The organism is Streptomyces rapamycinicus NRRL 5491 (assembly GCF_024298965.1).
GTDB classification, from domain to species: Bacteria; Actinomycetota; Actinomycetes; order Streptomycetales; family Streptomycetaceae; genus Streptomyces; species Streptomyces rapamycinicus.
The window spans coordinates 9,778,772-9,803,780 of the sequence record NZ_CP085193.1 but is presented as its reverse complement, the minus strand read 5'-3'; the positions used below and the strand labels follow the sequence as shown (position 1 = coordinate 9,803,780).

Annotated in this window: 1 protein-coding gene (only partly in view); it reads right to left on the bottom strand. The window is 72.9% G+C overall.

What is annotated here, in order from left to right:
• A protein-coding gene (locus tag LIV37_RS41090; protein ID WP_121823905.1) for a type I polyketide synthase crosses the window boundary here: on the bottom strand, window positions 1–25,009 show its 5' portion. 5,462 nt of this gene lie to the left of the window's left edge; 25,009 of the gene's 30,471 nt are visible here — the first part of the coding sequence; it begins with the start codon at window positions 25,007–25,009; its stop codon lies off the left edge, out of view.

The window sequence follows — 25,009 nt, the reverse complement described above, 5'->3', positions numbered from 1 at the left end:
TGCACCGGCCATCGGCCGCCAGCCCGCCCTGCAACGCGAACTCCGCGAACATCACCGGCGTCGCCATCACCGTCACGCCCCCGGCCAGCGCCAGCGAGCACTCCCCGTTCCGCAGCGCCTGCGCCGCCAGGTGCATCGCCACCAGCGACGACGAACACGCCGTATCCACCGTCACCGCCGGACCTTCCAGGCCCAGCGCATACGACACCCGGCCCGACGCCACGCTCGGCGTGTTCCCCGTCAGCCAGTAACCCTCAGCCGCTCGTTGGGTAGCGAGCGCGGAACCGTAGTCCTGGGCGGATAGTCCGGCGAAGACCCCGGTGTCGGAGCCGCGCAACTCCGAGGGGTCCAGGCCCGCGCGTTCCAGCGCTTCCCAGGACACCTCCAGCAGCAGCCGCTGCTGCGGATCCATCGCCACCGCCTCACGCGGCGAAATCCCGAAGAACCCGGCATCGAAGTCGGCGGCACCGGACAGGAAACCGCCCACCCGCGCGTATCCGGCCGACTCGGTCTCCCAGCCGCGGTCGGCCGGGAAGTCACCGACCGCGTCAACGCCGTCGGAGACCAGCCGCCACAGATCCTCCGGCGAGGCCACCCCACCGGGGTAGCGGCACGCCATCGAAACCACTGCGATCGGCTCTCCCGTCGGCACCCTCTCCGTGACGACTGTCGTCGGCGTGGCCGCGGCCGCGCCGGTCACCTGGGCCAGCAGATACTCGGCCAGCACCTGCGGTGTGGGGTAGTCGAAGACCAGCGTGGCCGGCAACGCGAACCCGGCCGCCACAGCCAGCCGGTTACGCAGCTCCACCGCCGTAAGCGAGTCGAAGCCCAGATCCCGGAACGCCCGCCCCGACTCCACGCCGCCCACATCACCGTGGCCGAGAACGGCGGCGGCGTGTTCGCGTACCAGATCCAGCAGGACATGCGACCGCTCGGCCTCGCCCAGACCGGCCAGTCGGCGGGCGAGGGTGCCCCCGCGCTGTGCGGCCGCGGCGGCCGGGCGGGGCACACGGACCAGATCGCCCAGCACCGACGGCAGCGCGTAGCCGACGGTGACCGCATCGCGGACCGCGCCCACGTCAAGCCCGGCCGCCACCACCGGCTCGCCACCGGCCACGGCCGCGTCCAGCAGCCGCAGCGCCTGCTCGGTCGGCAGCGCCACACCGCCGCCACGGGCCAGCCGCGCCCGGTCCGCCTCGGTCAGCGTGCCGGTCATGCCACTCGACTGCTCCCACAGGCCCCAGGCGATCGACACCGCCGGCAGTCCGAGGGCCGTCCGGTGCGCGGCGAGGGCGTCCAGGCAGGTGTTGGCCGCCGCGTAGTTGCCCTGTCCCGCACCGCCCAGCAGTCCGGACAGGGACGAGAACAGCACGAACATCCGCAGGTCCAGACCCCGCGTCGCCTCGTGCAGATGCCAGGCGGCCTCCGCCTTAGCGGCCACCACCCGATCCAACGACTCGCCGGTCAACGACGTCACCGGAGCGTCCTGCAACACCCCGGCCGCGTGCACCACCCCGGCCAGACCCGGGATATCCGCCACCAACGCGTCCACCACGGAACGCTGCGACAGGTCCACCGCCACGATCCGCACCCGCGCCCCGAGCGCCTCCAACCCGGCCGCGAGCTCATCGGCCCCGGGGGCCTCCGGCCCCGACCGACTGGCCAGCACCAACTCCCGCACACCGTACCGGTCCACCAGATGCTCGGCGACCAGACCACCCAACGTGCCGGTGCCACCGGTGATCAACACCGCACCATCACCCACACCGGGCAGGCGCAGCACGATCTTGCCCACATGCCGGGCCTGACTCATGAACCGCAACGCCGCACCCGCCTGAGCGGCCGGAAACACCGTCACCGGCAACGGCACGGCCGTCTCCAGAACCCGCTGCCACATCGCGGCAATCCGGTCCGGATCCAAGTCCCCCAGATCGAACGGCACCTGGCGCGGATCACGGATATCGATCTTGCCCAGCTCCACGAACCGGCCACCCTCGGCCAACATCCCCAGCGAGGCGTCCAGGAACTCCCCGGTCAACGAGTTGAGCACGACGTCGACCTGGCCGAACTCACTCGCGAAATCCGCCGTACGCGAAGAAGCGAGGTGCGTCACGCCCAGCTCAGCCACCGCCGCCTGCTTCGGCGGGCTCGCCGTCGCGAACACCTCCGCCCCAGCCGCCAAAGCCAGCCGGACCGCCGCCATGCCGACCCCGCCCGACGCCGCGTGGATCAGCACCCGATCCCCTGAGCGCACCCGGCCCAGATCGAACAGCGCGTGATAAGCGGTCAGGTACGCGATCGGCGCTGCCGCCGCCTCGGCATCGCTCCACCCGTCCGGGACCGGCACCATCAGCCGCGCGTCGGCCACCGCGAGCGATCCGAACCACGGGAACAGTCCCATCACCCGCGTGCCGGGCACCAGACCGTCCACCCCAGGGCCGACCTCGACCACGACCCCGGCACCCTCGCCACCCGGTTGCCGGGCATCGGCGGGGAGCATGTCCAGGCCCTTCAGCACATCGCGGAAGTTCACTCCGTTCGCACGGACCGCGACCCGCACCTCGTACGCCCCCAGCGGCCGCTCGGCGTCCGGGGCCGAAACCACCCGCACCTCGTCCAGATCACCGCCAGCAGCCCACTCCAAGCGCCACGCCCCCGGACCCTGCGGGAGTTCCAACCCGCCCGGAACCGGGCGCAGTCGAGGCACGAACACGGCACCCGCCCGCAATGCCAGTTCCCTTTCCCCCGTCGCCAGGGCGGCGGCAACGGTCCCCGGCTCAGCGGGTTCGGGGCGGCCATCGTCGTCCAGCAACACCAGACCCGCGTCGGGGTGCTCGGCCATCGCCGACCGCACCAGACCCCAGACACCGGACCCCGTCAAACCAGCCACGGTGTCACCCACAGCAGCCGCGACCGCGTCACGGGTACGGACCACCAGCCGCGACCCCGCCGGATACGCAGCCCCCAACCACGCTTGCACCAGCGCCAGCGCCGCGGGCAGATCCACCGGCTCCGCCCACACAAGCACCGGCTCGTCCGCCACCTCAGGCAGATCCAACTCCGGGCCCACCCGCACCCAGACCTGCTCCGAAGCCGATCCGAGACTCAACGGCGCCCATTCCAGGGACAGCAGCCCCGCCCCCGTGCCGGAGCGGGTGAGCTGGCCGGTGTCGGCCGGACGGGAAACCATGGCCGCCGCCGACACCACCGGCTGACCCTCACCGTCAACAGCCAGCAGAGAAAACGCATCCGACCCGGCCGGGCTCAACCGCACCCGCAGCGCCGACGCCCCGGTCGCGTGCAACCGCACATCCCGCCACGCGAACGGCAACCCGATTTGGTCACCGTCCTCGGCGGCGGCGATCAGGACGTGCAGCGCGGCGTCCAGGAGAGCCGGGTGGATCGCGAACCCGTCCTGGGTATCGCCGGCGGGCAGTTCGACCTCGGCGTACAGATCCTCGCCGAGCCGCCAAGCCGCCTGCAGACCACGGAACATCGGCCCGTACTCGTATCCGCGAGCCGCCATGACCTCGTAAGCGTCATCAAGGGGCAGCGGCTGCACGCCTTCCGGGGGCCACGGCCCGTCCAGGGTCGCGACCGTCCCGCTCGGGTCGGCCAGGGTCGCGCTGGCGTGCCGGGTCCACTGCTCCCCGGAACGGGAGAACACGGCCGCCTGGCCACCCTCGACCGACACCTGCAGATCGACCGGGCTGCCGTTGAGCACCAGCGGCTGCTCGAAGGTGATCTCCCCGATGGCGGGCAATCCGGCCCGGTCACCGGCGTGCAACACCAACTCCGCCAACGCCGCGCCCGGCACCAGCACCGTCCCCGACACCGCATGGTCGGCCAGCCACGGACTCGTCGCGGACGACACCCGGCCCGACAACACCCAGCCCGCATCCTCGGCCAGCCGCACCGCACTGTCCAACAACGGATGCCCGGCACTGCCCCGACCCGTCGCGCCGCCCGATGCCCAGTACCGGCGGTGCTGGAACGGATACGTCGGCAGGGTGACCAGGCTGCCCTGGGGGACCAGACGCGTCCAGTCCACCGCCGCGCCATGAGTCCACGCCTCGGCCAGACCCGCCAGCAGTCGACGCGCCCCCGCGTCATCACGCTCGGCCAGGCTCGCCGCCCACACCTGCGCCCCACCGTCATGGACCACAGACGACAGGACCCGATCCGGGCCAACCTCCAGGAACCCGGCCGCGCCACGCTCATGCAGATAACGGACCGCGTCGTGGAACCGGACCGTGCCGATCGCCTGCTCCATCCAATAGCCCGGGTCACCCAGCACCTCAGCGCCCACCACGACCCCGGTCACCGCCGACACCAACGGCACCCGCGGCTCGGAGAACCGAATCCCCGACACCACCTCCACGAGCTCATCGGCGATCGGGCGCATCAACGGAGAGTGGAACGCGTGACTGACCTCCAGCCAATGCACCTTCCGACCCGCCAGGCGGCCCACCGCCTCCTCGACACCTTCCCGTTCACCGGAAAGCACCACCGCCGACGAACTGTTCACCGCCGCCACCGCGACCCGGTCCTCCAGACCGGAGAGATCCACCTCATGCTCGCCAGCCTGGATCGCAGCCATCGCCCCACCCGACGGCAACGCCTGCATCAACCCACCCCGCACCACCAACAACCGCACCGCATCCTCAAGCGACACCGCACCCGCCACATACGCCGCCGTCACCTCACCAACCGAATGACCAGCCACAAAATCAGGCTCCAGACCCACAGCCCGCGCCACCGCCGCCAAACCAGCCTCAAACGCAAACACCGCAACCTGCGTGAACGCCGTCTGATGCACCTCAGCCCCCGAGAACATCACCTCCCGCAGCGAACGACCCAACAACGGATCCGCCACCACACACACCTCATCCAGCACACCCGCGAACACCGGCGAACACTCCGCCAACTCACGCCCCATACCACTCCACTGCGACCCCTGACCCGGGAACACCCACGCCACCCGGCCCCGCGTCCGCGCCTCGGACGGCTCCACCGCCGCCAGACCCCGCTCAAGCTCCTCACGGTCAGCGCCCAGCGCCACCGCACGGAACTCCAGGCCAGCTCTCGACGCCGCCAGCGCCCCTGCCACATCCGCGATCCCCGCCCCGGCCGGGACAACCGACGCCAGCCGGTCGGCCAGCGCCCGCAGCGCCGCATCCGACCGCGCCGACAACACCCACGGCACCACACCGCCAGTTACCACCGGCTCCGCCGTCGGAGCCGCAACCGGCTCAGCGGGAGCCTGCTCCAGGATCACGTGTGCGTTGGTGCCGCTGATCCCGAACGACGACACCCCCGCCCGCCGCGGCCGCCCATCGGACGCCCATGGCTGAACCTCGGTCAGCAGCCGTACGTCCCCCGCCGACCAGTCCACATGCGGCGACGCCTCACTCGCGTGCAGCGTCGGCGGCAGCGTCTCGTGCCGCATCGCCTCGACCATCTTGATCACACCGGCCACGCCGGCCGCCGCCGAAGTGTGGCCGATGTTCGACTTCACCGACCCCAGCCACAACGGGCGCTCCTGCGACCGGTCCTGCCCGTAGGTCGCCAGCAACGCCTGCGCCTCGATCGGGTCCCCGAGTGCCGTCCCGGTTCCGTGCCCCTCGACCACGTCCACATCGCCCGGGGTCAGCCGGGCATCGGCCAGGGCCCGGCGAATGACGTGCTCCTGGGACGGACCGTTGGGAGCCGACAGCCCATTGCTGGCCCCGTCCTGGTTCATCGCACTGCCCCGCAGCACCGCCAGCACCGGATGCCCGAGCCGCCGCGCCTCGGACAGCCGCTCCAGCACCAGCATCCCGACGCCCTCACCCCAGCCGGTGCCGTCCGCCTCGGCCGAAAACGGCTTGCACCGGCCATCGGCCGCCAGCCCGCCCTGCAACGCGAACTCCGCGAACACCTCCGGCGTCGCCATCACCGTCACGCCCCCGGCCAGCGCCAGCGAGCACTCCCCGTTCCGCAGCGCCTGAGCCGCCAGGTGCATCGCCACCAGCGACGACGAACACGCCGTATCCACCGTCACCGCCGGACCCTCCAGGCCGAACGCGTACGCCACGCGCCCCGACGCCACGGACGACATCTTGCCCGTCAGCCGGTACCCCTCACCGCCCGGCGCGGAACCGTAGTCCTGGCCGATCAGGCCCGCGAAGACACTGGTGTCCGTGCCCCTCATCGCGGCCGGGTCCAGGCCCGCACGCTCCAGGGCTTCCCAGGACACTTCGAGCAGGAGTCGCTGCTGCGGGTCCATCGCCGTCGCCTCACGTGGCGAGATCCCGAAGAACTCCGCGTCGAAGTCGGCCGCACCGGACAGGAAACCGCCCACCCGCGCGTATCGGGCCGATTCCGTCTCCCAGCCCCGGTCGTCAGGGAAGTCGCCGACCGCGTCCACTCCGTGGGCGACCAGTTGCCACAGGTCTTCGGGCGAGGCCACCCCACCGGGGTAGCGGCAGGCCATCGACACGATCGCGATCGGCTCGTCGACCGACCGCGACATCGGAACGACCTCGGCGACGGCCGGGGCCGCACCGGTCACCTGGGCCAGCAGATACTCGGCCAGCGCCTGCGGCGTCGGGTAGTCGAAGACCAGCGTGGCGGGCAGCGCGAACCCGGCCGCGACGGCCAACCGGTTACGCAGCTCCACCCCTGTCAGCGAGTCGAAGCCCAGATCCCGGAACGCCCGCCCCGACTCCACGCCGCTCGCGTCACCGTGACCCAGCACCACCGCCGCGTGCTCGCGCACCAGATCCAGCAGGACGAGCAACCGTTCGGCTTCGCCCAGGCCCAGCAGGCGGCGGGCGAAGGTGCTCGCACCTTGTCCGCCCGCGGCCGACCGGCGGGGCGCACGGACCACGTCACGCAGCACCGGCGGCGGTGGTGTCCCGGCCGCGGTCGCGTCGCGGGCCGCGCCCACATCCAGTCCCGCCGCGACCACCGGCCGGCCCGCGCTCAGCGCCCGGTCCAGCAAGCCCAGTGCCTGCTCGGTCGGCAGAGCCACACCGCCGACGCGGGCCAGCCGGGCCCGGTCGGTGGCGGTCAGCGCGCCGGTCATGGCGCTGGCCTGCTCCCACAGGCCCCAGGCGATCGAGACGGCGGGCAGTCCCTGGGCCGTCCGGTGGGCGGCGAGAGCGTCCAGATAGGTGTTGGCCGCCGCGTAGTTGGCCTGCCCCGCGCCGCCCAGCAGTCCCGACAGGGACGAGAACAGCACGAACATCCGCAGGTCCCGTCCGGCGGTGGCCTCGTGCAGGTGCCTGGCCGCGTCCGCCTTGGCCGCCAGCACCCGGTCCAGCGACGCGGGGTCCAGCGAGGTCACCGCCATGTCCTCGACGACTCCCGCCGCGTGCACCACACCGGCCAGATCCGAGGTGTCCGCCATCAGCGCGTCCACCGCGGCACGGTCGGACAGGTCCGCGGCCACGATCCGCACTCGTGCGCCGGTCGCCTCCAGTTCGGCAGCGAGTTCGGTGGCGCCGGGCGCGTCCGGTCCGGAACGGCTGACCAATACCAGGTCCCGCACGCTGTGCCGGTCCACCAGGTGCCGGGCGACCAGGCCGCCGAGCGTTCCGGTCCCACCAGTGATCAGGACCGTGCCGTCGAGGGCGGGCCCGGTGGCCGGTCGGCTGGCCGCTATCGGTCGCAACCGCGGCGCCAGAGCGGCCCCGCCGCGCACGGCGATTTCCCTTTCCCCGGTGGCCGTGGCCGCGTCGGCGATCGCCTCGGACTCGGGACGGCCGTCGACATCGAGCAGCACCAGGCCCGCGTCCGGGTGCTCGGCCATCGCCGACCGGACCAGGCCCCAGATCCCCGCCGACTCCAGCCCGGCCACGGTGTCCCCGTCCGCCGCCGACACCGCGTCACGGGTGCGGACCGCCAGGCGTGACCCGGCCGGGTAGCCGGCCGCCAGCCAGCCCTGCACCAGGGCCAGAGCCTCGGGTACGTCCGCCGGTTCAGCCCAGGCGATCAGCGGCTCGGCCGCCACCTCGGGCAGGTCCAGTTCGGATCCCACCCGCACCGGCATCCGCTCCGCCTCGGGTACGGGATCGACCGGTGCCCATTCCAGGGCCAGCAAGCCGGGGCCCGCGGCCTGGCCGGGGGCGGCCAGCCGACTGACATCGGCGGACCGGGAAATCATCGCGGCGGCCGATACCACCGGCTGGCCTTCGCCGTCGACGGCCAGCAGAGAGACGGCGTCCGGCCCGGCCGGGCTCAGCCGCACCCGCAGCGCCGACGCCCCGGTGGCGTGCAACCGCACATCCCGCCACGCGAACGGCAACAGCACCCCGTTGCCGTACCCGGCGGCGATGAGGGCGTGCAGGACCGCGTCCAGTAGCGCCGGGTGGATCGCGAACCCGTCCTGCCCCTCCCCCACGGCGGCGGGGAGTTCCACCTCGGCGTACAGGTCCGCGCCGAGCCGCCAGGCGGCCCGCAGGCCACGGAACGCGGGCCCGTAGTCGAACCCCCGTGCCGAGATGACCTCGTAGGTGTCCACGTCCGGCAGCGGCTCCGCCCCGGTCGGAGGCCACTGCCCGTCCAGACCGGCCACCGTCCCGACCGGGTCGGCCAGGGTGGCAGTGGCGTGCCGGATCCACTGCTCTCCCGTACGGGAGAAGACGCTCGCCCTGTCCCCGTCGACCCGCACCTGGAAATCGACCGGGCCGTGGCCGTTGAGCACTATCGGCTGCTCGAACGTGATCTCCCCGATCGCCGGCAGCCCAGCCCGATCCCCAGCGTGCAGCACCAACTCGGCCAGCGCCGCCCCGGGCACCAGAACTGTCCCCGACACCGCGTGATCGGCCAGCCACGGGCTCGTCCCCGCCGACACCCGGCCCGACAGCACCCAGCCGGCGTCCTCGGCCAGCCGCACCGCGCTGTCCAACAGCGGGTGCCCCGCGGTGCTCCGGCCCGTGCCGCCACCGGACGCCCAGTAGCGGCGGTGCTGGAACGGATACGTCGGCAGCACCACCTGACGGCCGACGGGGATCAGGCGGGTCCAGTCCACCGCCGCGCCATGGGTCCACACCTCAGCGAGACCGGCCAGCAAACGACGAACCCCAGCGTTCTCACGTTCAGCCAGACCGGCCGCCCACACCCCGCTGCCACCGCCGTCGTAGACCACGGCCGACAACACCCGGTCCGGGCCGACCTCAAGGAACCCGGCCGTGCCACGCCCGTGCAAGTAGCGGATGGCGTCGTGGAACCGGACCGTACCCATCGCCTGCTCGACCCAATGCCCCGGGTCGCCCAGCACGTCCGCCCCGACCACACCGCCGGTGACCGCCGACACCAGCGGCACCCGCGGCTCGGAGAACCGAATCCCCGACACCACCTGCGCGAGCTCATCGGCGATCGGGCGCATCAACGGAGAGTGGAACGCGTGACTGACCTCCAGCCAATGCACCTTCCGACCGGGCAGACGGCCCACCGCCTCCTCGACGGCGTCCCGGTCACCGGAGAGCACCACGGCCGACGAGCTGTTCACCGCCGCCACCGCGACCCGGTCCTCCAGACCGGAGAGATCCACTTCCCGCACGCCAGCCTGCACCGCGGCCATCGCCCCACCCGACGGCAACGCCTGCATCAACCCACCCCGCGCCACCAACAACCGCACCGCGTCTTCCAGCGACACCGCACCCGCCACATACGCCGCCGTCACCTCACCAACCGAATGACCAGCCACAAAATCAGGCTCCAGACCCGCCGCCCGCGCCACCGCCGCCAGGCCAGCCTCGAACGCGAACACCGCAACCTGCGTGAACGCGGTCTGATGCACCTCGGCCCCCGAGAACATCACCTCCCGCAGCGAACGGCCCAGCAACGGATCCGCCACCACACACACTTCGTCAAGCACACCCGCGAACACCGGCGAACACTCCGCCAACTCACGCCCCATACCACTCCACTGCGACCCCTGACCCGGGAACACCCACGCCACCGGGCCCCGGGCCGCCGCCCCGACCGGCTCCACCCGCGTCAGGCCCTCGTCCAGTTCCGCACGGTCGGCGCCCAGCGCCACCGCCCGGAACTCCAGACCGGCCCGGCCCCGCGCCAGCGACCCCGCCACATCCGCGATGTCGGCCCCAGCGGGGACATCCGAGGACAGCCGACCTGCCAGCGCCCGCAATCCCGCGTCCGACCGCGCCGACAACACCCACGGCACCACACCACCGGTCACCACCGGCTCCGCCGACGGAGCCACAACCGGCTCAACGGGAGCTTCTTCGAGGATCACATGGGCGTTCGTGCCGCTGATCCCGAACGACGACACCCCGGCCCGGCGCGGCCGTCCATCGGCCTTCCAGGACCGCGGTTCGTTCAGCAGCAGCACATCCCCGGCCGACCAGTCCACATGCGACGACGCCTCATCGGCGTGCAGCGTCGGCGGCAGCGTCTCGTGCCGCATCGCCTCGACCATCTTGATCACACCGGCCACGCCGGCGGCGGCCTGAGTGTGGCCGATATTCGACTTCACCGACCCCAGCCACAGCGGCCGCTCCTGCGACCGGTCCTGCCCGTAGGTCGCCAGCAACGCCTGCGCCTCGATCGGGTCCCCGAGTTGCGTCCCGGTCCCGTGCCCCTCGACCGCATCGATACCGCCCGGGGTCAGCCGGGCATCGGCCAGGGCCCGGCGAATGACACGCTCCTGGGACGGACCATTGGGAGCCGACAGCCCATTGCTGGCCCCGTCCTGGTTCACCGCGCTGCCGCGCAGCACCGCCAGCACCGGATGCCCGAGCCGCCGCGCCTCCGACAAACGCTCCAGCACCACCACCCCGACGCCCTCACCCCAGCCGGTGCCGTCCGCCTCGTCCGAGAACGCCTTGCACCGGCCGTCCGACGCCAGCCCGCCCTGCACCGCGAACTCCGCGAACGTCCCCGGGGTGGCCATCACCGTCACGCCCCCGGCCAGCGCCAGCGAGCACTCCCCGTTCCGCAGCGCCTGAGCCGCCAGGTGCATCGCCACCAGCGACGACGAACACGCCGTATCGATCGTGACCGCCGGACCCTCCAGGCCGAACGCGTACGCCACCCGGCCGGACGCCACACTCGTCGTGTTTCCGGTCAGCCGGAAACCGCTGCCGTCACCGTCGGACAGCTGCGATTCGTAGCCCTGGAAGGCCAGACCGGCGAAGACCCCGGTGTCGGAGCCGCGCAGCCCGGTCGGGTCGAAGCCGCCCCGTTCCAGGGCCTCCCAGGACACCTCCAGCAGCAGCCGCTGCTGCGGATCCATCGCCACCGCCTCACGCGGCGAGATCCCGAAGAACTCCGCGTCGAAGTCCGCCGCACCGGACAGGAAACCACCCACCCGCGCATACCCGGCAGACTCCGTCTCCCAGCCGCGATCGGCCGGGAAGTCACCCACCGCGTCCACACCCTCGGACACCAGCCGCCACAAGTCCTCCGGGGAGGCCACCCCACCCGGATAACGGCACGCCATCGACACGATAGCGACCGGCTCGTCCACCGACCGTGACGCGGGTGCGACCGCCACGGCGGCCGGGGCCGCACCGGTCACCCGCCCCAGCAGGTAATCGGCCAGCGCTTGTGGTGTGGGGTAGTCGAAGACCACCGTGGCCGGCAGCGTCAGCCCGGCCGCGGTGGCAAGCCGGTTCCGCAACTCCACCGCCGTCAGCGAGTCGAAGCCGAGATCCCGGAACGCCCGCCCGGACTCCACGCCGCTCGCATCACCGTGGCCCAGCACCACCGCCGCGTGCTCACGCACCAGATCCAGCAGGACGCGCAACCGCTCGGCTTCGCCCAGGCCCAGCAGGCGACGGCCCAGCACACTGGTCGATCCCGCGGCGGCCGCGATGGCGCGACGCGGCGGACGGCCCAGGCCGAGCAGCACCGTCGGTACCGGCGTCCCGGCCGCGATGGCGCCCCGGACCGCACCCACGTCCAAGCCCGCCGCCACCACCGGCCGACCGATGCTCAGCGCCCGGTCCAGCAGGCCCAATGCCTGTCCGGTACCCAGCACCACACCACCGCCACGCGCCAGCCGGGCCCGGTCAACCTCGGCCAGCGCACCGGTCATGGCACTGCGCTGCTCCCACAGACCCCAGGCGATGGACACCGTCGGCAACCCAAGGGCCGTCCGGTGCGCGGCGAGGGCATCCAGATAGGAATTGGCCGCGGCGTAGTTGCCCTGTCCGGGATTGCCGAGCAGCCCCGCCAGCGACGAGAACAGCACGAACATCCGCAGGTCCCGGCCGGCCGTGGCCTCGTGCATGTGCCAGGCCGTCTCGGCCTTGGCGGCCAGCACCCGGGCCAGCGACTCGCTGGTCACCGAGGTCACCGGCATGTCCTCGAGCACGCCGGCCGCGTGCACCACCCCGGACAGATCCGCGATGTTCGCCACCAGCGCGTCGACCGCGGCGCGGTTGGACAAGTCCGCCGCGACGACCCGCACCCGCGCCCCGGCCAGCTCCAGCTCAGCGGCCAGTTCAGCCGCACCGGGCGCAGCCGGCCCCGACCGGCTGACCAGCACCAGATCCCGCACCCCGTGCCGGTCCACCAGATGCCGGGCGACCAGGCCGCCCAGCGTTCCGGTGCCGCCGGTGATCAGCACCGAGCCGTCGCCCATGCCGGGCAGACGCAGCACGATCTTGCCCACGTGCCGGGCCTGGCTCATGAACCGCAGCGCCGCGCCCGCCTGGGCGGCCGGCCACACCGTGACCGGCAGCGGCTCGACCTGCTCCAGGACCCGCTGCCACATCTCCGCGAGCCGGTCCGGGGCCAGATCCGCCACGTCGAACGGGACCTGCCGCGGATCACGGATGTCGGTCTTGCCCAGCTCGACGAACCGGCCGCCGTCAGCCAGCATCCCCAGCGACGCGTCCAGCAACTCGCCGGTCAACGAGTTCAGCACGACATCGACCTGGCCGAACTCGCCCGCGAAATCCGCCGTACGCGAGGAAGCGATGCGTGTCACGCCCAGTTCGGCCACCGTGGCCTGCTTGGCCGGGCTCGCCGTCGCGAACACCTCGGCCCCGGCCGCCAGCGCCAGCCGGACCGCCGCCATGCCGACCCCGCCGGACGCCGCGTGGATCAGCACCCGGTCGCCGGCCCGCACCCGGCCCAGGTCGAACAGCGCGTGGTAGGCCGTCAGATAGACGATCGGTATCGCTGCCGCCTCGACGTCGCTCCACCCGTCCGGCACCGGCGCCATCAGCCGCGCGTCGGCCACCGCCAGCGGGCCGAACCCCTGGAACATCCCCATCACACGCATGCCGGACACCAGGCCGCGCACCTCGGGACCGACCTCGACCACGACCCCGGCGCCCTCGCTGCCCGGCGGCCGGGTGTCGCCCGGCAGCATGCCCAGTGCCGACAACAGGTCGCGGAAGTTCACCCCCGCCGCGCGGACGGCGATACGAACCTCATGGGGACCCAGCGGCCGCTCGGCGTCCGGGGCCGCAACCACCCGCATCTCGTCCAGGTCGCCCCCGGCGGCCCACTCCAGCCGCCACGCCCCCGGACCGGTCGGCAGCTCGGGTACGGCCGATACCGGGCGCAGGCGGGGCACCAGCGCCGCCCCCGCCCGCAACGCGAGCTCTTTCTCCCCAGTGGCCAGCGCGGCGGCGGTGATCTCGGCCGATTCGGGGCGCCCGTCGTCGTCGAGCAGCACCAGACCCGCGTCCGGATGCTCGGACCGCGCCGACCGCACGAGCCCCCACGCCCCCGACGACTCCAGCCCAGCGGCCATGTCGCCTTCGGCCGCGGCGACCGCGTCACGAGTACGGACCACCAACCGCGACCCCGCCGGATACCCAGCCCCCAGCCACGCCTGCACCAGCGCCAAAGCCGCGGACACATCAGCCGGCTCGGCCGACGCGAGCACCGGCTCGTCCGCGGTCTCAGGCAGATCCAACCCCGGGCCCACCCGTACCCAGGCCTGCTCCGAAGCCGATCCCAGGTTCAGCGGCGCCCATTCCAGCGACAACAGCCCCGCACCCGTGGCGGAGCGGGTGAGCCGGCCGGTGTCGGCCGGACGGGAAATCATCGCCGCCGCCGACACCACCGGCCGGCCCTCACCGTCGGCGGCCAGCAGAGCGAACGCGTCCGGGCCGGCCGGGCGCAACCTCACCCGCAGCGCTGACGCCCCCGTGGCGTGCAACCGCACATCCCGCCATGCGAACGGCAGCAGCACCCCGTGGCTGTCCTCCGCGGCCACGACCATCATGTGCAAGGCGGAGTCCAGCAGCGCCGGATGGATCGCGAACCCGTCCTGAGCATCCCCGGCGGGGAGCTCCACCTCGGCGTACAGGTCCTCGCCGAGCCGCCAGGCCGCCTGCAGGCCGCGGAACACCGGCCCGTACTCGTACCCGCGACCCGCCATGGCCTCGTAAGCGTCGCCGACCGGCAGCGGCCGCGCGCCGGCCGGGGGCCACTGCCCGTCCAGACCTTCCACCGTCCCGGCCGGATCGGCCAGGGTCGCGGTGGCGTGCCGGGTCCACTGCTCCCCGGTACGGGAGAACACGGCGGCCCGATCGCCCTCCACCGACACCTGAAGGTCAACCGGGCCGCCGTTCAAGACCAGGGGTTGCTCGAACGTGATCTCCCCGATCGCGGGCAACCCGACGCGGTCCCCGGCATTCAGCACCAGCTCGGCCAGCGCCGCCCCGGGCACGAGCACCGTTCCCGAGACCGCGTGATCGGCCAGCCAGGGACTCGTGCCCGCCGACACCCGCCCCGACAGCACCCAGCCGGCGTCCTCGGCCAACCGCACCGCCGACTGCAGCAGCGGGTGACCCGCGTCGCCCCGGCCCGTCCCGCCACCCGACGCCCAATACCGGCGGTGCTGGAACGGATACGTCGGCAACACCACCGGACGGCCGACCGGAACCAGGCGGGCCCAGTCCACCGCCGCACCATGAGTCCACGCCTCACCCAGCGAAGCCAGCAGGCGCCGCTGCCCGCCATCATCGCGACGCAGCGACCCGACCGCCCAGCCGCCTTCGATCCCCGGCACCAGCACCGGGTGCGGGCTCACTTCCACGAACCCGGCCACCGGCACCGCCGCCACGGTTTGCGCGAACTTGACCTGCTCCCGCAGATTCCGCCACCAATACGCGGTGTCCAGCTCCGCGGTGTCCATCACCGTGCCGGTCACCGCCGAGTAGAACGGCACCCGGCCCGCCCGCGGCGATACCCGCACGGCCAGCAAGTCGTCCCGCACCGACTCCACCAACGGGTGGTGGCTCGCGTAGTCCACATCGACCCGACGGGCCCGGATCCCGGCCGCCTCACACCGCGCCGCCAACGCGTCCAGCGCTTCCGGCGCCCCGGAAACCACCACCTGCTCGGCCGCGTTGACCGCCGCGATCCCCAACCCGGCCCGCAGCAAGCCCTCGACCACCTCGGGAGCCGCCGCGACCGACAACATCCCGCCCGTACCCGCCAGCGCCGCCAACGCCCGGCCCCGCGCGATAACCAGACCGAGGGCGTCCTCCAACGACAGAGCCCCCGCGAAACACGCGGCAGCGACCTCACCCTGCGAATGGCCCACCACCGCCGACGGGACCACTCCCGCCGCTTCCCACACCTTGGCCAGGCCCACCATCATCACGAACAACACCGGCTGGACCACCTCCACCCGGTCCAGCCCCACCCCCGACACCAGCGCGTCCCGCAGCGGAAAGTCCACCAGCCGCTCGCACTCGGCCACGAACTCGGCGAACACCGGCGAACAGGCCAGCAGCTCTCGCCCCATCCCCGGCCACTGCGACCCCTGACCCGGGAACACGAAAGCCACACCGCCACCAGCCACCGACGGTCCACCCGGCTCGACCCGCGTCAGCGCCTCGTCCAGCTCGTCACGGTCAACACCCAGGACTACGGCCCGGTACTCCAGCCCGGCCCGGCCCCCCGCCAGCGCACCCGCCACATCCCCGATGCCGGCCCCGGCCGGGACATCCGACACCAGCCGCCCCGCCAGCGCCGTCAACCCCGCACCCGAGCGCGCCGACAACACCCACGGCACCACAGCGCCGGTCACCACGGGCTCCGCCGACGGGACCACGACCGAAGCGGCGGGGGCCTCTTCGAGAATCACATGGGCGTTGGTGCCGCTGATCCCGAACGACGACACCCCTGCCCGCCGCGGACGGTCCGCCGACTCCCACGTCCGCGCCTCGGCCAGCAGCCGCACCTCACCGGCCGACCAGTCCACATGCGGCGACGGCTCATCGGCGTGCAGCATCGCCGGGAGCGTCCCGTGCCGCATCGCCTCGACCATCTTGATCACACCGGCCACACCGGCCGCCCCCTGGGTGTGGCCGATGTTCGACTTCACCGACCCCAGCCACAGCGGCCGGTCCTCCGGCCGGTCCTGCCCGTACGTCGCCAGCAGCGCCTGGGCCTCGATCGGGTCCCCGAGCGTGGTGCCCGTCCCGTGTCCCTCGACAACGTCCACTTCGCCCGGAGTCAGCCGGGCATCGGCCAGGGCCCGGCGGATGACGCGTTCCTGCGACGGGCCGTTGGGGGCCGACAGGCCGTTGGACGCCCCGTCCTGGTTCACGGCGCTGCCCCGCAACACCCCCAGCACCGGATGCCCGAGCCGCCGCGCCTCCGACAGCCGCTCCAGCAGCACCACGCCGACGCCCTCGCCCCAGCCCGTACCGTCGGCTGCGGCCGAGAACGGCTTGCACCGGCCGTCGGACGCCAAGCCGCCCTGCGCCGCGAACTCCGCGAACACCCCCTCCGTCGCCAGTACGGTCACGCCACCGGCCAGCGCCAGCGAGCACTCCCCGTTCCGCAGCGCCTGAGCCGCCAGGTGCATCGCCACCAGCGACGACGAACACGCCGTATCGACCGTCACCGCCGGACCCTCGAGACCGAACGTGTACGCCACCCGGCCGGAAACGACACTCGACGCGTTCCCCGTAAGCCGGAAGCCGCCCGCGTCGCTGTCGGACAGCCGCGAGCTGTAGTCCTGGCCGGACAGTCCGGCGAAGACCCCGGTGTCGGAGCCGCGCAGCCCGGTCGGGTCCAGGCCCGCCCGCTCCAGGGCCTCCCAGGACACCTCCAGCAGCAGCCGCTGCTGCGGGTCCATCGCCACCGCCTCACGCGGCGAGATCCCGAAGAACTCCGCGTCGAAGTCGGCAGCACCGGACAGGAAACCACCCACCCGCGCGTAACCAGCCGACTCCGTCTCCCAGCCACGATCGGCCGGGAAGCCACCCACCGCGTCCACACCCTCGGACACCAGCCGCCACAAGTCCTCCGGCGAAGACACCCCACCCGGATAGCGACACGCCATCGACACGATCGCGACCGGCTCATCCACCGACCGACCCGGCGCCACCTCGTTTTTCCGCGCGGCCACACCGGTGGCCCGGGCGACCAGGTGCTCGGCCAGCACCTGCGGTGTCGGGTAGTCGAAGACCGCGGTCGGCGACAGCGCCACTCCGGTCGCCGCCGTGAGGCGGTTGCCGAATTCGACACCGGTGAACGAGGTGAAGCCCTGATCGTGGAAGGGCAGCGCAGGTGTGATCGAACCGGGATCGTCGCGGCCGAGTACCGCGGCGGCGTGCCTGCGGACCAGATCGAGTACGAGCCCGGAGTGTTCGGCCTCGGGCGCCTCGGCCAGGCGGCCGGCCAGCGCACCCATCGGGCCGGTGCCCGCCGTGACCGTGCGCCGCCGGGGGCGGCCGAGGGCGTGCAGGACGGGCGACAGCGGCAGCCCGGCGGCGAGCGCGGCCCGCACCACGGCGATGTCCAGCCCGGCCGCCACCACCGGCTCCGAACTCACCACCGCGGCGTCCAGCAAGCTCAGCGCGTGCCCGGTCTCCAGTGGCACGCCGCCGCCACGGGTCAGCCGGTCCGCGTACACCACGGGCAGGTCTTCGGTCAGCGCGCTGGTCTGCTCCCACATGCTCCAGGCGATCGACACCGCCGGCAGCCCTTCCGCCCGCCGACGCGCGGCCAGCGCGTCCAGGTAGACGTTGGCCCCGGCATACGCCCCGAAGCCGGCCGTGCTCAGCAGCCCGGACAGAGAGGAGAACAGCACGAACAGCCGCAGGTCCAGACCGCGGGTCGCCTCGTGCAACCGCCACGCGGAAACGGCCTTCGCCCGCAGCGTACGGCCGAGCCCTTCCGGTGTCAGCGCCCGCACCGTCTCCGGGGCCAGCACCCCGGCCGCGTGCACCACCCCGACCAGGTCCGGGATGCCCGCGACCAGCGCGTCGGCCGCGCCGGGATCGGCCAGATCAGAGGCCATGACCCGCACCCGGGCCCCGGCCGCCTCCAGGTCGGCCACCAGCCCGTCGACACCGGGCGCGTCCGCGCCGGACCGGCTGGCCAGGACCAGGTCCCGGACGCCGTGCCGCTCCACCAGGTGCCGGGCGACCAGACCGCCCAGCGTGCCGGTGCCGCCGGTGACCAGAACCGTGCCGCCCAGAGTGGGCCATTCGGGCAGGGCGGTGGCGGGCAGCGGGCGCAGCCGGGGCACGCGTACCTCGCCGCCGCGAACGGCCACTTCCGTGTCACCGCCGGCGACCGAGGCGGCCAGCGGGGCCAGGTCGTCGGTATCGGTGTCGGCCAGCACCAGGACGTGGCCGGGGTGCTCACCGCGGGCCGCCCGCACCAGACCCCACACCGGTGCCTGAACCAGGCCGGACACCATGTCATCCGGACCAGCCGCCACTGCCTGCCGAGTCACCACTACCAGCCGGGACCCGGCCGGCCGGTCCTCGCCCGCCCACTCCTGCACAACGCTGAGCACCCAGCCCAGCGGATCCTCGCCCGCGCACACCGCGGCCACGGTCATCGGTTCGCCGTCCGTCGGCGGGACGCTCCCGCCCGGCCGGATCACCGTCCACTCCGCCGTCCCGAGGCCAGCCGCCGACGTCGGCTCCCAGCGCAGGCCGAGCAGATCACCGTGGACCGGCCCGCCCCGAGGGGCCGGACGCGAGGTCATCCGCGCGATCTCCAGGACCGGCTGTCCGTCACCATCCACCGCGAGCAGACCCGACGCGCCTACGCGGACCCGCAGTTCCCGGGCCCCGGCCGCGTGCAGCCGGACGCCCTCCCACCGCGACGGCACCTCATCCGGGCCCAGGTTCAGCGCGGCTTCCAGCAACTCCGGATGAATCGCATAGCCGGCCGCATCGGGCACCTCCACGGCCACCTCATCGCCGGCATGGTCCGGCACCGGCCGGACCCGCTCCGAGACGACCGCGCTGGCGTACCGCACCCACTCGCCCGCATCGGACGGACGCGCGAACACCTCCAGCCGCTGTCCCGCGATGCTCACCTGCACCTGTACCGGACCCTCCGGCGCCAGCACCTGCTCGAACTCAAGCTCCTCGAGCACCGGCCAACCGGCCTGCCCCGCCGCGTACACCGCCAGTTCGGCCACCGCCATCGACCCGTCGATCAGCGGATCCGCCGCCAGTCGCCCCGCGAAGACCGTCCCGGCACCGCTCGCCAGCGGCACGCCCTCCCCCACCACCGGGTGGCCCGACGCCGAGGCCGCCCGGCCGGCCGGCCAATAGCGGCGGTGCTGGAACGGATACGTCGGCAACTCCACCGGACGGCCGACCGGGACCAGTCGGGTCCAGTCCACCGCCGCGCCATGAGCCCATGCCTCGGCCAGACCGGCCAGCAGACGACGAGCCCCGGCGTCCCCCCGTTCGGCCAGACCGGCCGCCCACACCCCGCGGTCGCCGCCGTGAACCACAGCCGACAACACCCGGTCCGGGCCGACTTCCAAGAACCCGGCCGTGCCACGCCCGTGCAGATAGCGGACGGCGTCGTGGAAACGGACGGTACCCACCGCCTGCTCCACCCAGTACTCCGGATCGCGGAGCACGTCCGCATCCGCCACGGCCCCGGTGACCGCCGACACCAGTGGCACCCGCGGCTCCGTGAACCGGATTCCGGCCACCACCCGCGCCAGATCAGCAGTGATCGGACGCATCAACGGCGAATGGAACGCATGGCTGACCTCGAGCCGGCGCACCTTACGGCCCGCCAGCCGCCCGACGGCAACCTCGACCGCATCCTCATCCCCGGACAGCACCACCGCCGACGAACCGTTCACCGCCGCCACGGCAACCCGGTCTTCCAGGCCGGACAGGTCCACCTCATGCTCGCCGGCCTGCACCGCCGCCATGACCCCGCCCGGCGGCAGTGCCTGCATCAACGCGCCCCGCGCGACCAGCAGCCGCACCGCGTCTTCGAGAGTGACCGCGCCCGCCACATAGGCAGCCGTCACCTCACCCACCGAGTGACCGGCCACGAAGTCCGGCTCCAGGCCGGCCGCCCGCACCGCCGCCGCCAACCCGGCCTCGAACGCGAATATCGCCACCTGGGCAAAGCCGGTCTGATGCACCTCGACGCCGGAGAACATCACCTCCCGCAACGAGCGGCCCAGCAACGGATCCGCCACCGCACACACTTCGTCCAGCACGTCCGCGAACACCGGCGAGGAATCGGCCAGTTCCTGGCCCATGCCGGTCCACTGCGACCCCTGACCCGGGAACACCCACGCCACCGGGCCCCGGGCCGCCGCCCCGACCGGCTCCACCCGCGTCAGGCCCTCGTCCAGTTCCGCACGGTCGGCGCCGAGCACCACCGCCCGGAACTCCAGCCCAGCCCTCGAACCCGCCAGCGCCCCCGCCACATCCGCGATGTCGGCCCCGGCCGGGACACCCGACGCCAGCCGGCCCCCCAGCGTCCGCAACCCCGCATCCGACCGCGCCGACAACACCCACGGCACCACATCGCCCGTCACCACCGGACGGGCGGGCGCGGATCGCGCGGGAACCGCGTCCGGCGCCTGCTCCAGGATCACATGAGCGTTGGTGCCGCTGATCCCGAACGCGGAGACTCCGGCCCGCCGCAGACGGCCCTCCGACTCCCACCGCCGCCCCTCCGTCAGCAGGCGCACCTCACCGGCCGTCCAGTCCACCCGCGGCGACGGTTCACCAGCGTGCAGGGTCGCCGGGAGCGTCGCGTGGAGCATCGCCTCGACCATCTTGATCACACCGGCCACCCCGGCCGCCGCCTGAGTGTGGCCGATGTTCGACTTCAGCGATCCCAGCCACAACGGCCGGTCCTCCGGCCGCCCCTGCCCGTACGTCGCCAGCAGCGCCTGCGCCTCGATCGGGTCCCCGAGCGTGGTCCCCGTCCCGTGCCCCTCGATCACATCCACGTCCGAAGCGGAAAGCCGGGCATCGGCCAGCGCCCGCCGGATCACCCGCTCCTGGGACGGACCGTTCGGGGCGGTCAGGCCATTGCTCGCGCCGTCCTGGTTGACCGCACTGCCCCGCAACACCGCCAGCACCGGATGCCCGAGCCGCCGCGCCTCCGACAAACGCTCCAGCACCACCACCCCGACACCCTCGGCCCAGTTGGTGCCGTCCGCCTCGGCTGAGAACGCCTTGACCCGCCCGTCGGCCGCCAGCCCGCCCTGCGCCGCGAACTCCGTGAACATCCCCGGGGTGGCCATCACCGTCACACCACCGGCCAGCGCCAGCGAGCACTCCCCGTTGCGCAGCGCCTGCGCCGCCAGGTGCATCGCCACCAGCGACGACGAACACGCCGTGTCCACGGTGACCGCCGGCCCCTCAAGACCGAAGGTGTACGCCACCCGGCCGGACGCCACGCTCGACGTGTTCCCCGTCAGCCGGAAGCCGTCATCGCCCTCCGGCAGCCGCGAGGCGTAATCCTGCGAGTACAGCCCCGCGAAGACCCCGGTGTCCGTACCCTTCATCCCGGCCGGGTCCAGGCCTGCCCGCTCCAGGGCCTCCCAGGACACCTCCAGCAGCAGCCGCTGCTGCGGATCCATCGCCACCGCCTCACGCGGCGAGATCCCGAAGAACTCCGCGTCGAAGTCGGCGGCACCGGACAGGAAACCACCCACCCGCGCATACCCGGCAGACTCCGTCTCCCAGCCGCGATCGGCCGGGAAGCCACCCACCGCGTCCACACCTTCGGACACCAGCCGCCACAAGTCCTCCGGCGAAGACACTCCGCCCGGGAACCGGCACGCCATCGACACGATCGCGACCGGCTCATCCACCGACCGCGGCCGAACCACCTCACCGGCGGTCATTTTCGTACCCGACCCCAGCCGCACCAGATGCTCAGCCAGCGCCTGAGGCGTCGGGAAATCGAAGACCGCGGTCGGCGACAGCGCCACTCCGGCCGCCCGGGCCAGACGGGTACCCAGATCGACGCCGGTGAACGAGGTGAAACCCAGGTCGTGGAAGGTGAGCGTCGGGGCGACCGCACCCGGATCGTCGTGGCCGAGCACGGCGGCGGCGTGCTCGCGCACCAGGTCGAGCATGACCAGCGTGCGTTCGGCCGGTGCCAGCCCGGCCATCCGCCGGTCGAGGGCGGAGCCCGTCGCGTCCGGTTCCGGCGCGGCCGCCGAGCCGAGCCAGTAGCGGGAGCGCTGGAACGCGTACGTCGGAAGGGGCACATGGGCGGCCGGGGGCGCGCCGAACACGGCGTTCCAGTCGATCCGTACGCCTCGTACGTGCATTTCGGCCAGAGCGGCGATCACGGACCGCGTCTCCGGCTTCCGGGCCTGAAGCACGCTGACGAACACGGCGTCACGGCCGGGCAGACAGGACCGGCCCATCGCGGACAGCACCGCGTCCGGGCCGAGTTCGACGAAGGTGGTGACGCCGGCCTCGTCGAGGGCCCGGATGCCGTCGAGGAACCGTACGGTCTGCCGGACGTGCCGGACCCAGTAGTCGGCCGAGCTCATCTCGTCACCGGTGACGACGCGCCCGGTGACGTTGGACACGACCGGAATGCGCGGCCGGGCGTAGGTGAGACGCTCCGCGACCTCACGGAACTCGTCGAGAATCCGGTCGGTGTGCGAAGAGTGGAAGGCCCGGTTCACCTCCAGCCACTGACATCTGCCACCGTGGGCGCGCCAGCGCTCGGCCAGGTCGGTGAGCTGGTCGCGGTCTCCGGCGAGGGTGGTGCTGAACGGGCCGTTGAGAGCGGCGATCGAGACGTCCGTCGCCGCCGTTTCGAAGAACGTGCGTACTTCGTGCTCCTCGCCGCGCAGCGACAGCATGGCGCCGTCCGGGAGGTTCCGCATGAGCCGGCCGCGCTCGGCAACCAGTGTGCAAGCGTCGTCCAGGCTCAGAACGCCCGCCACGTGCGCGGCCGCGAGCTCACCGATGGAGTGCCCGGCCAGCAGGTCCGGGGCGATGCCCCAGCTCTCGTAGAGGCGGAACAGGGCGACCTCGACGGCGAACAGGGCGGGCTGGCTGTAGGCGGTCTCATTGATCAGGTCGGGGTCACGCAGGATCTCGGCCAGGGAGTGGTCGAGGTGCGGATCCATGACCCTCTCGACCTCGGCGAAGGCGCGGGCGTACGCCTCATGCGCGGCGGCGAGTTCGAGGCCCATCCGAACGTGCTGGCTGCCCTGCCCGGAGAAGAGGAACGCGGTGCCGGCGGCGTCGGCCGTGCCACGGACGACGCCGCGGCGGGCGCGGTTGTCCGCGATGGCGGCCAGACCGGTGACTAATCCGTCGCGGTCGTGGGCGATCACGACGGCGCGGTGCGCGAACGCGGTGCGCGTGGTGGCCAGCGCGTGCGCCAACTCCGGCAGGTCCGCCGCGGGCTGCTCCGGCCGATCGAGGTGCGTGGCGAGGCGCGCGGCCTGGGCGGACAGGGCCGCGTCGGTCGCTCCCGAGACGACCAGCGGAAGGACACCGGGTTCGGGGCGGTCCGGCGTGCCCGTCGCCGGCGCGGTCCACTCACTTAGGACCACGTGGCAGTTGGTGCCGCCGATGCCGAACGAGCTTACCCCCGCGATCAGTTCGTCCTCCGGACGGGGCCAGGGCGAGGTTTCCTGCTGGACCCCCAGGCCGAGCTCGTCGAACGCGATCGCCGGGTTCGGCCGCTCGAAGTTGAGGCTGGGCACCAGTTCCCGGTGGGCGATGCAGAGCACCGTCTTGATCAGTCCGGCGATGCCGGCCGCGCCCTCGAGGTGGCCGATGTTCGTCTTCACCGAGCCTATCCGCAGCGGGGCGTCCGCCGGCCGGTGCCGGGCCAGTGCGGCACCGAGCGCGGCCGCCTCGACCGGATCGCCGACCCGGGTGCCGGTGCCGTGCGCCTCCACGTACTGGACGTCGCCGGCCGTCACCCCGGCACGCTGGTAGGCGCTGGTCAGCAGCGCCTCTTGGGCCGCCGGGCTCGGGTCGGTCAGGCGCTCGCCGTCGCCGTCGTTGTTGATGGCGCTGCCCCGGACGACGCACAGCACCCGGTCGCCGTCGGCGATCGCCGCGCTCAGCCGTTTGAGGACGACCAGGCCCGCACCCTCGCCTCGGACGAATCCGGCTGCCCGCTCGTCGAAGGCGTAACAGCGTCCGTCGGGTGACATCGCGCCCATCCGGGCCGTGAGTCGGCCGCTGTCCGGGTCGGCGATGAGGCTGACGCCGCCGACCAGCGCCGTGTCGCACTCACCGCGCCGCAGGCTCTCGACGGCCAAGTGGACGGCGACCAGCGACGAGGACTGTCCGGCGTCGACGGTCAGGCTGGGGCCGTGCACACCGAGGAAGTGCGAGACCCGGTTGGCGATGATGCTGCGGTAGACGCCGGTGGCGCTGTACGCGCTCGGGCCGTCCGGGTCGCCGAAGGTCAGCCGGGCGTAGTCGTCGCCCATCACACCGAGGTAGACGCCGGTCGTGGTGCCGTGCAGAGAGGCCGGGACGATGCCCGCCTCTTCGAGCGCCTCCCAGGCCAACTCCAGGACGAGGCGCTGCTGAGGATCCATGGCGTGGGCCTCGGCCGGCGGGACCCCGAAGAAACCGGCGTCGAACTCGTCGATCCGGTCGAGGAAGCCGCCCTGCGCCGGCGCCGTCGGATCGGCGGGAAGACGATCGCCGGAGGCCGCTCCGACCGCCTCGACACCGTGCCGCAGAAGGTCCCAGAACGCCGTCGGGCCGTCCGCGCCGGGCAGCCGGCAGGCGACGCCCACCACCGCTACAACGTTGTCATGACGACCATGGTGCTCGGAAGACAT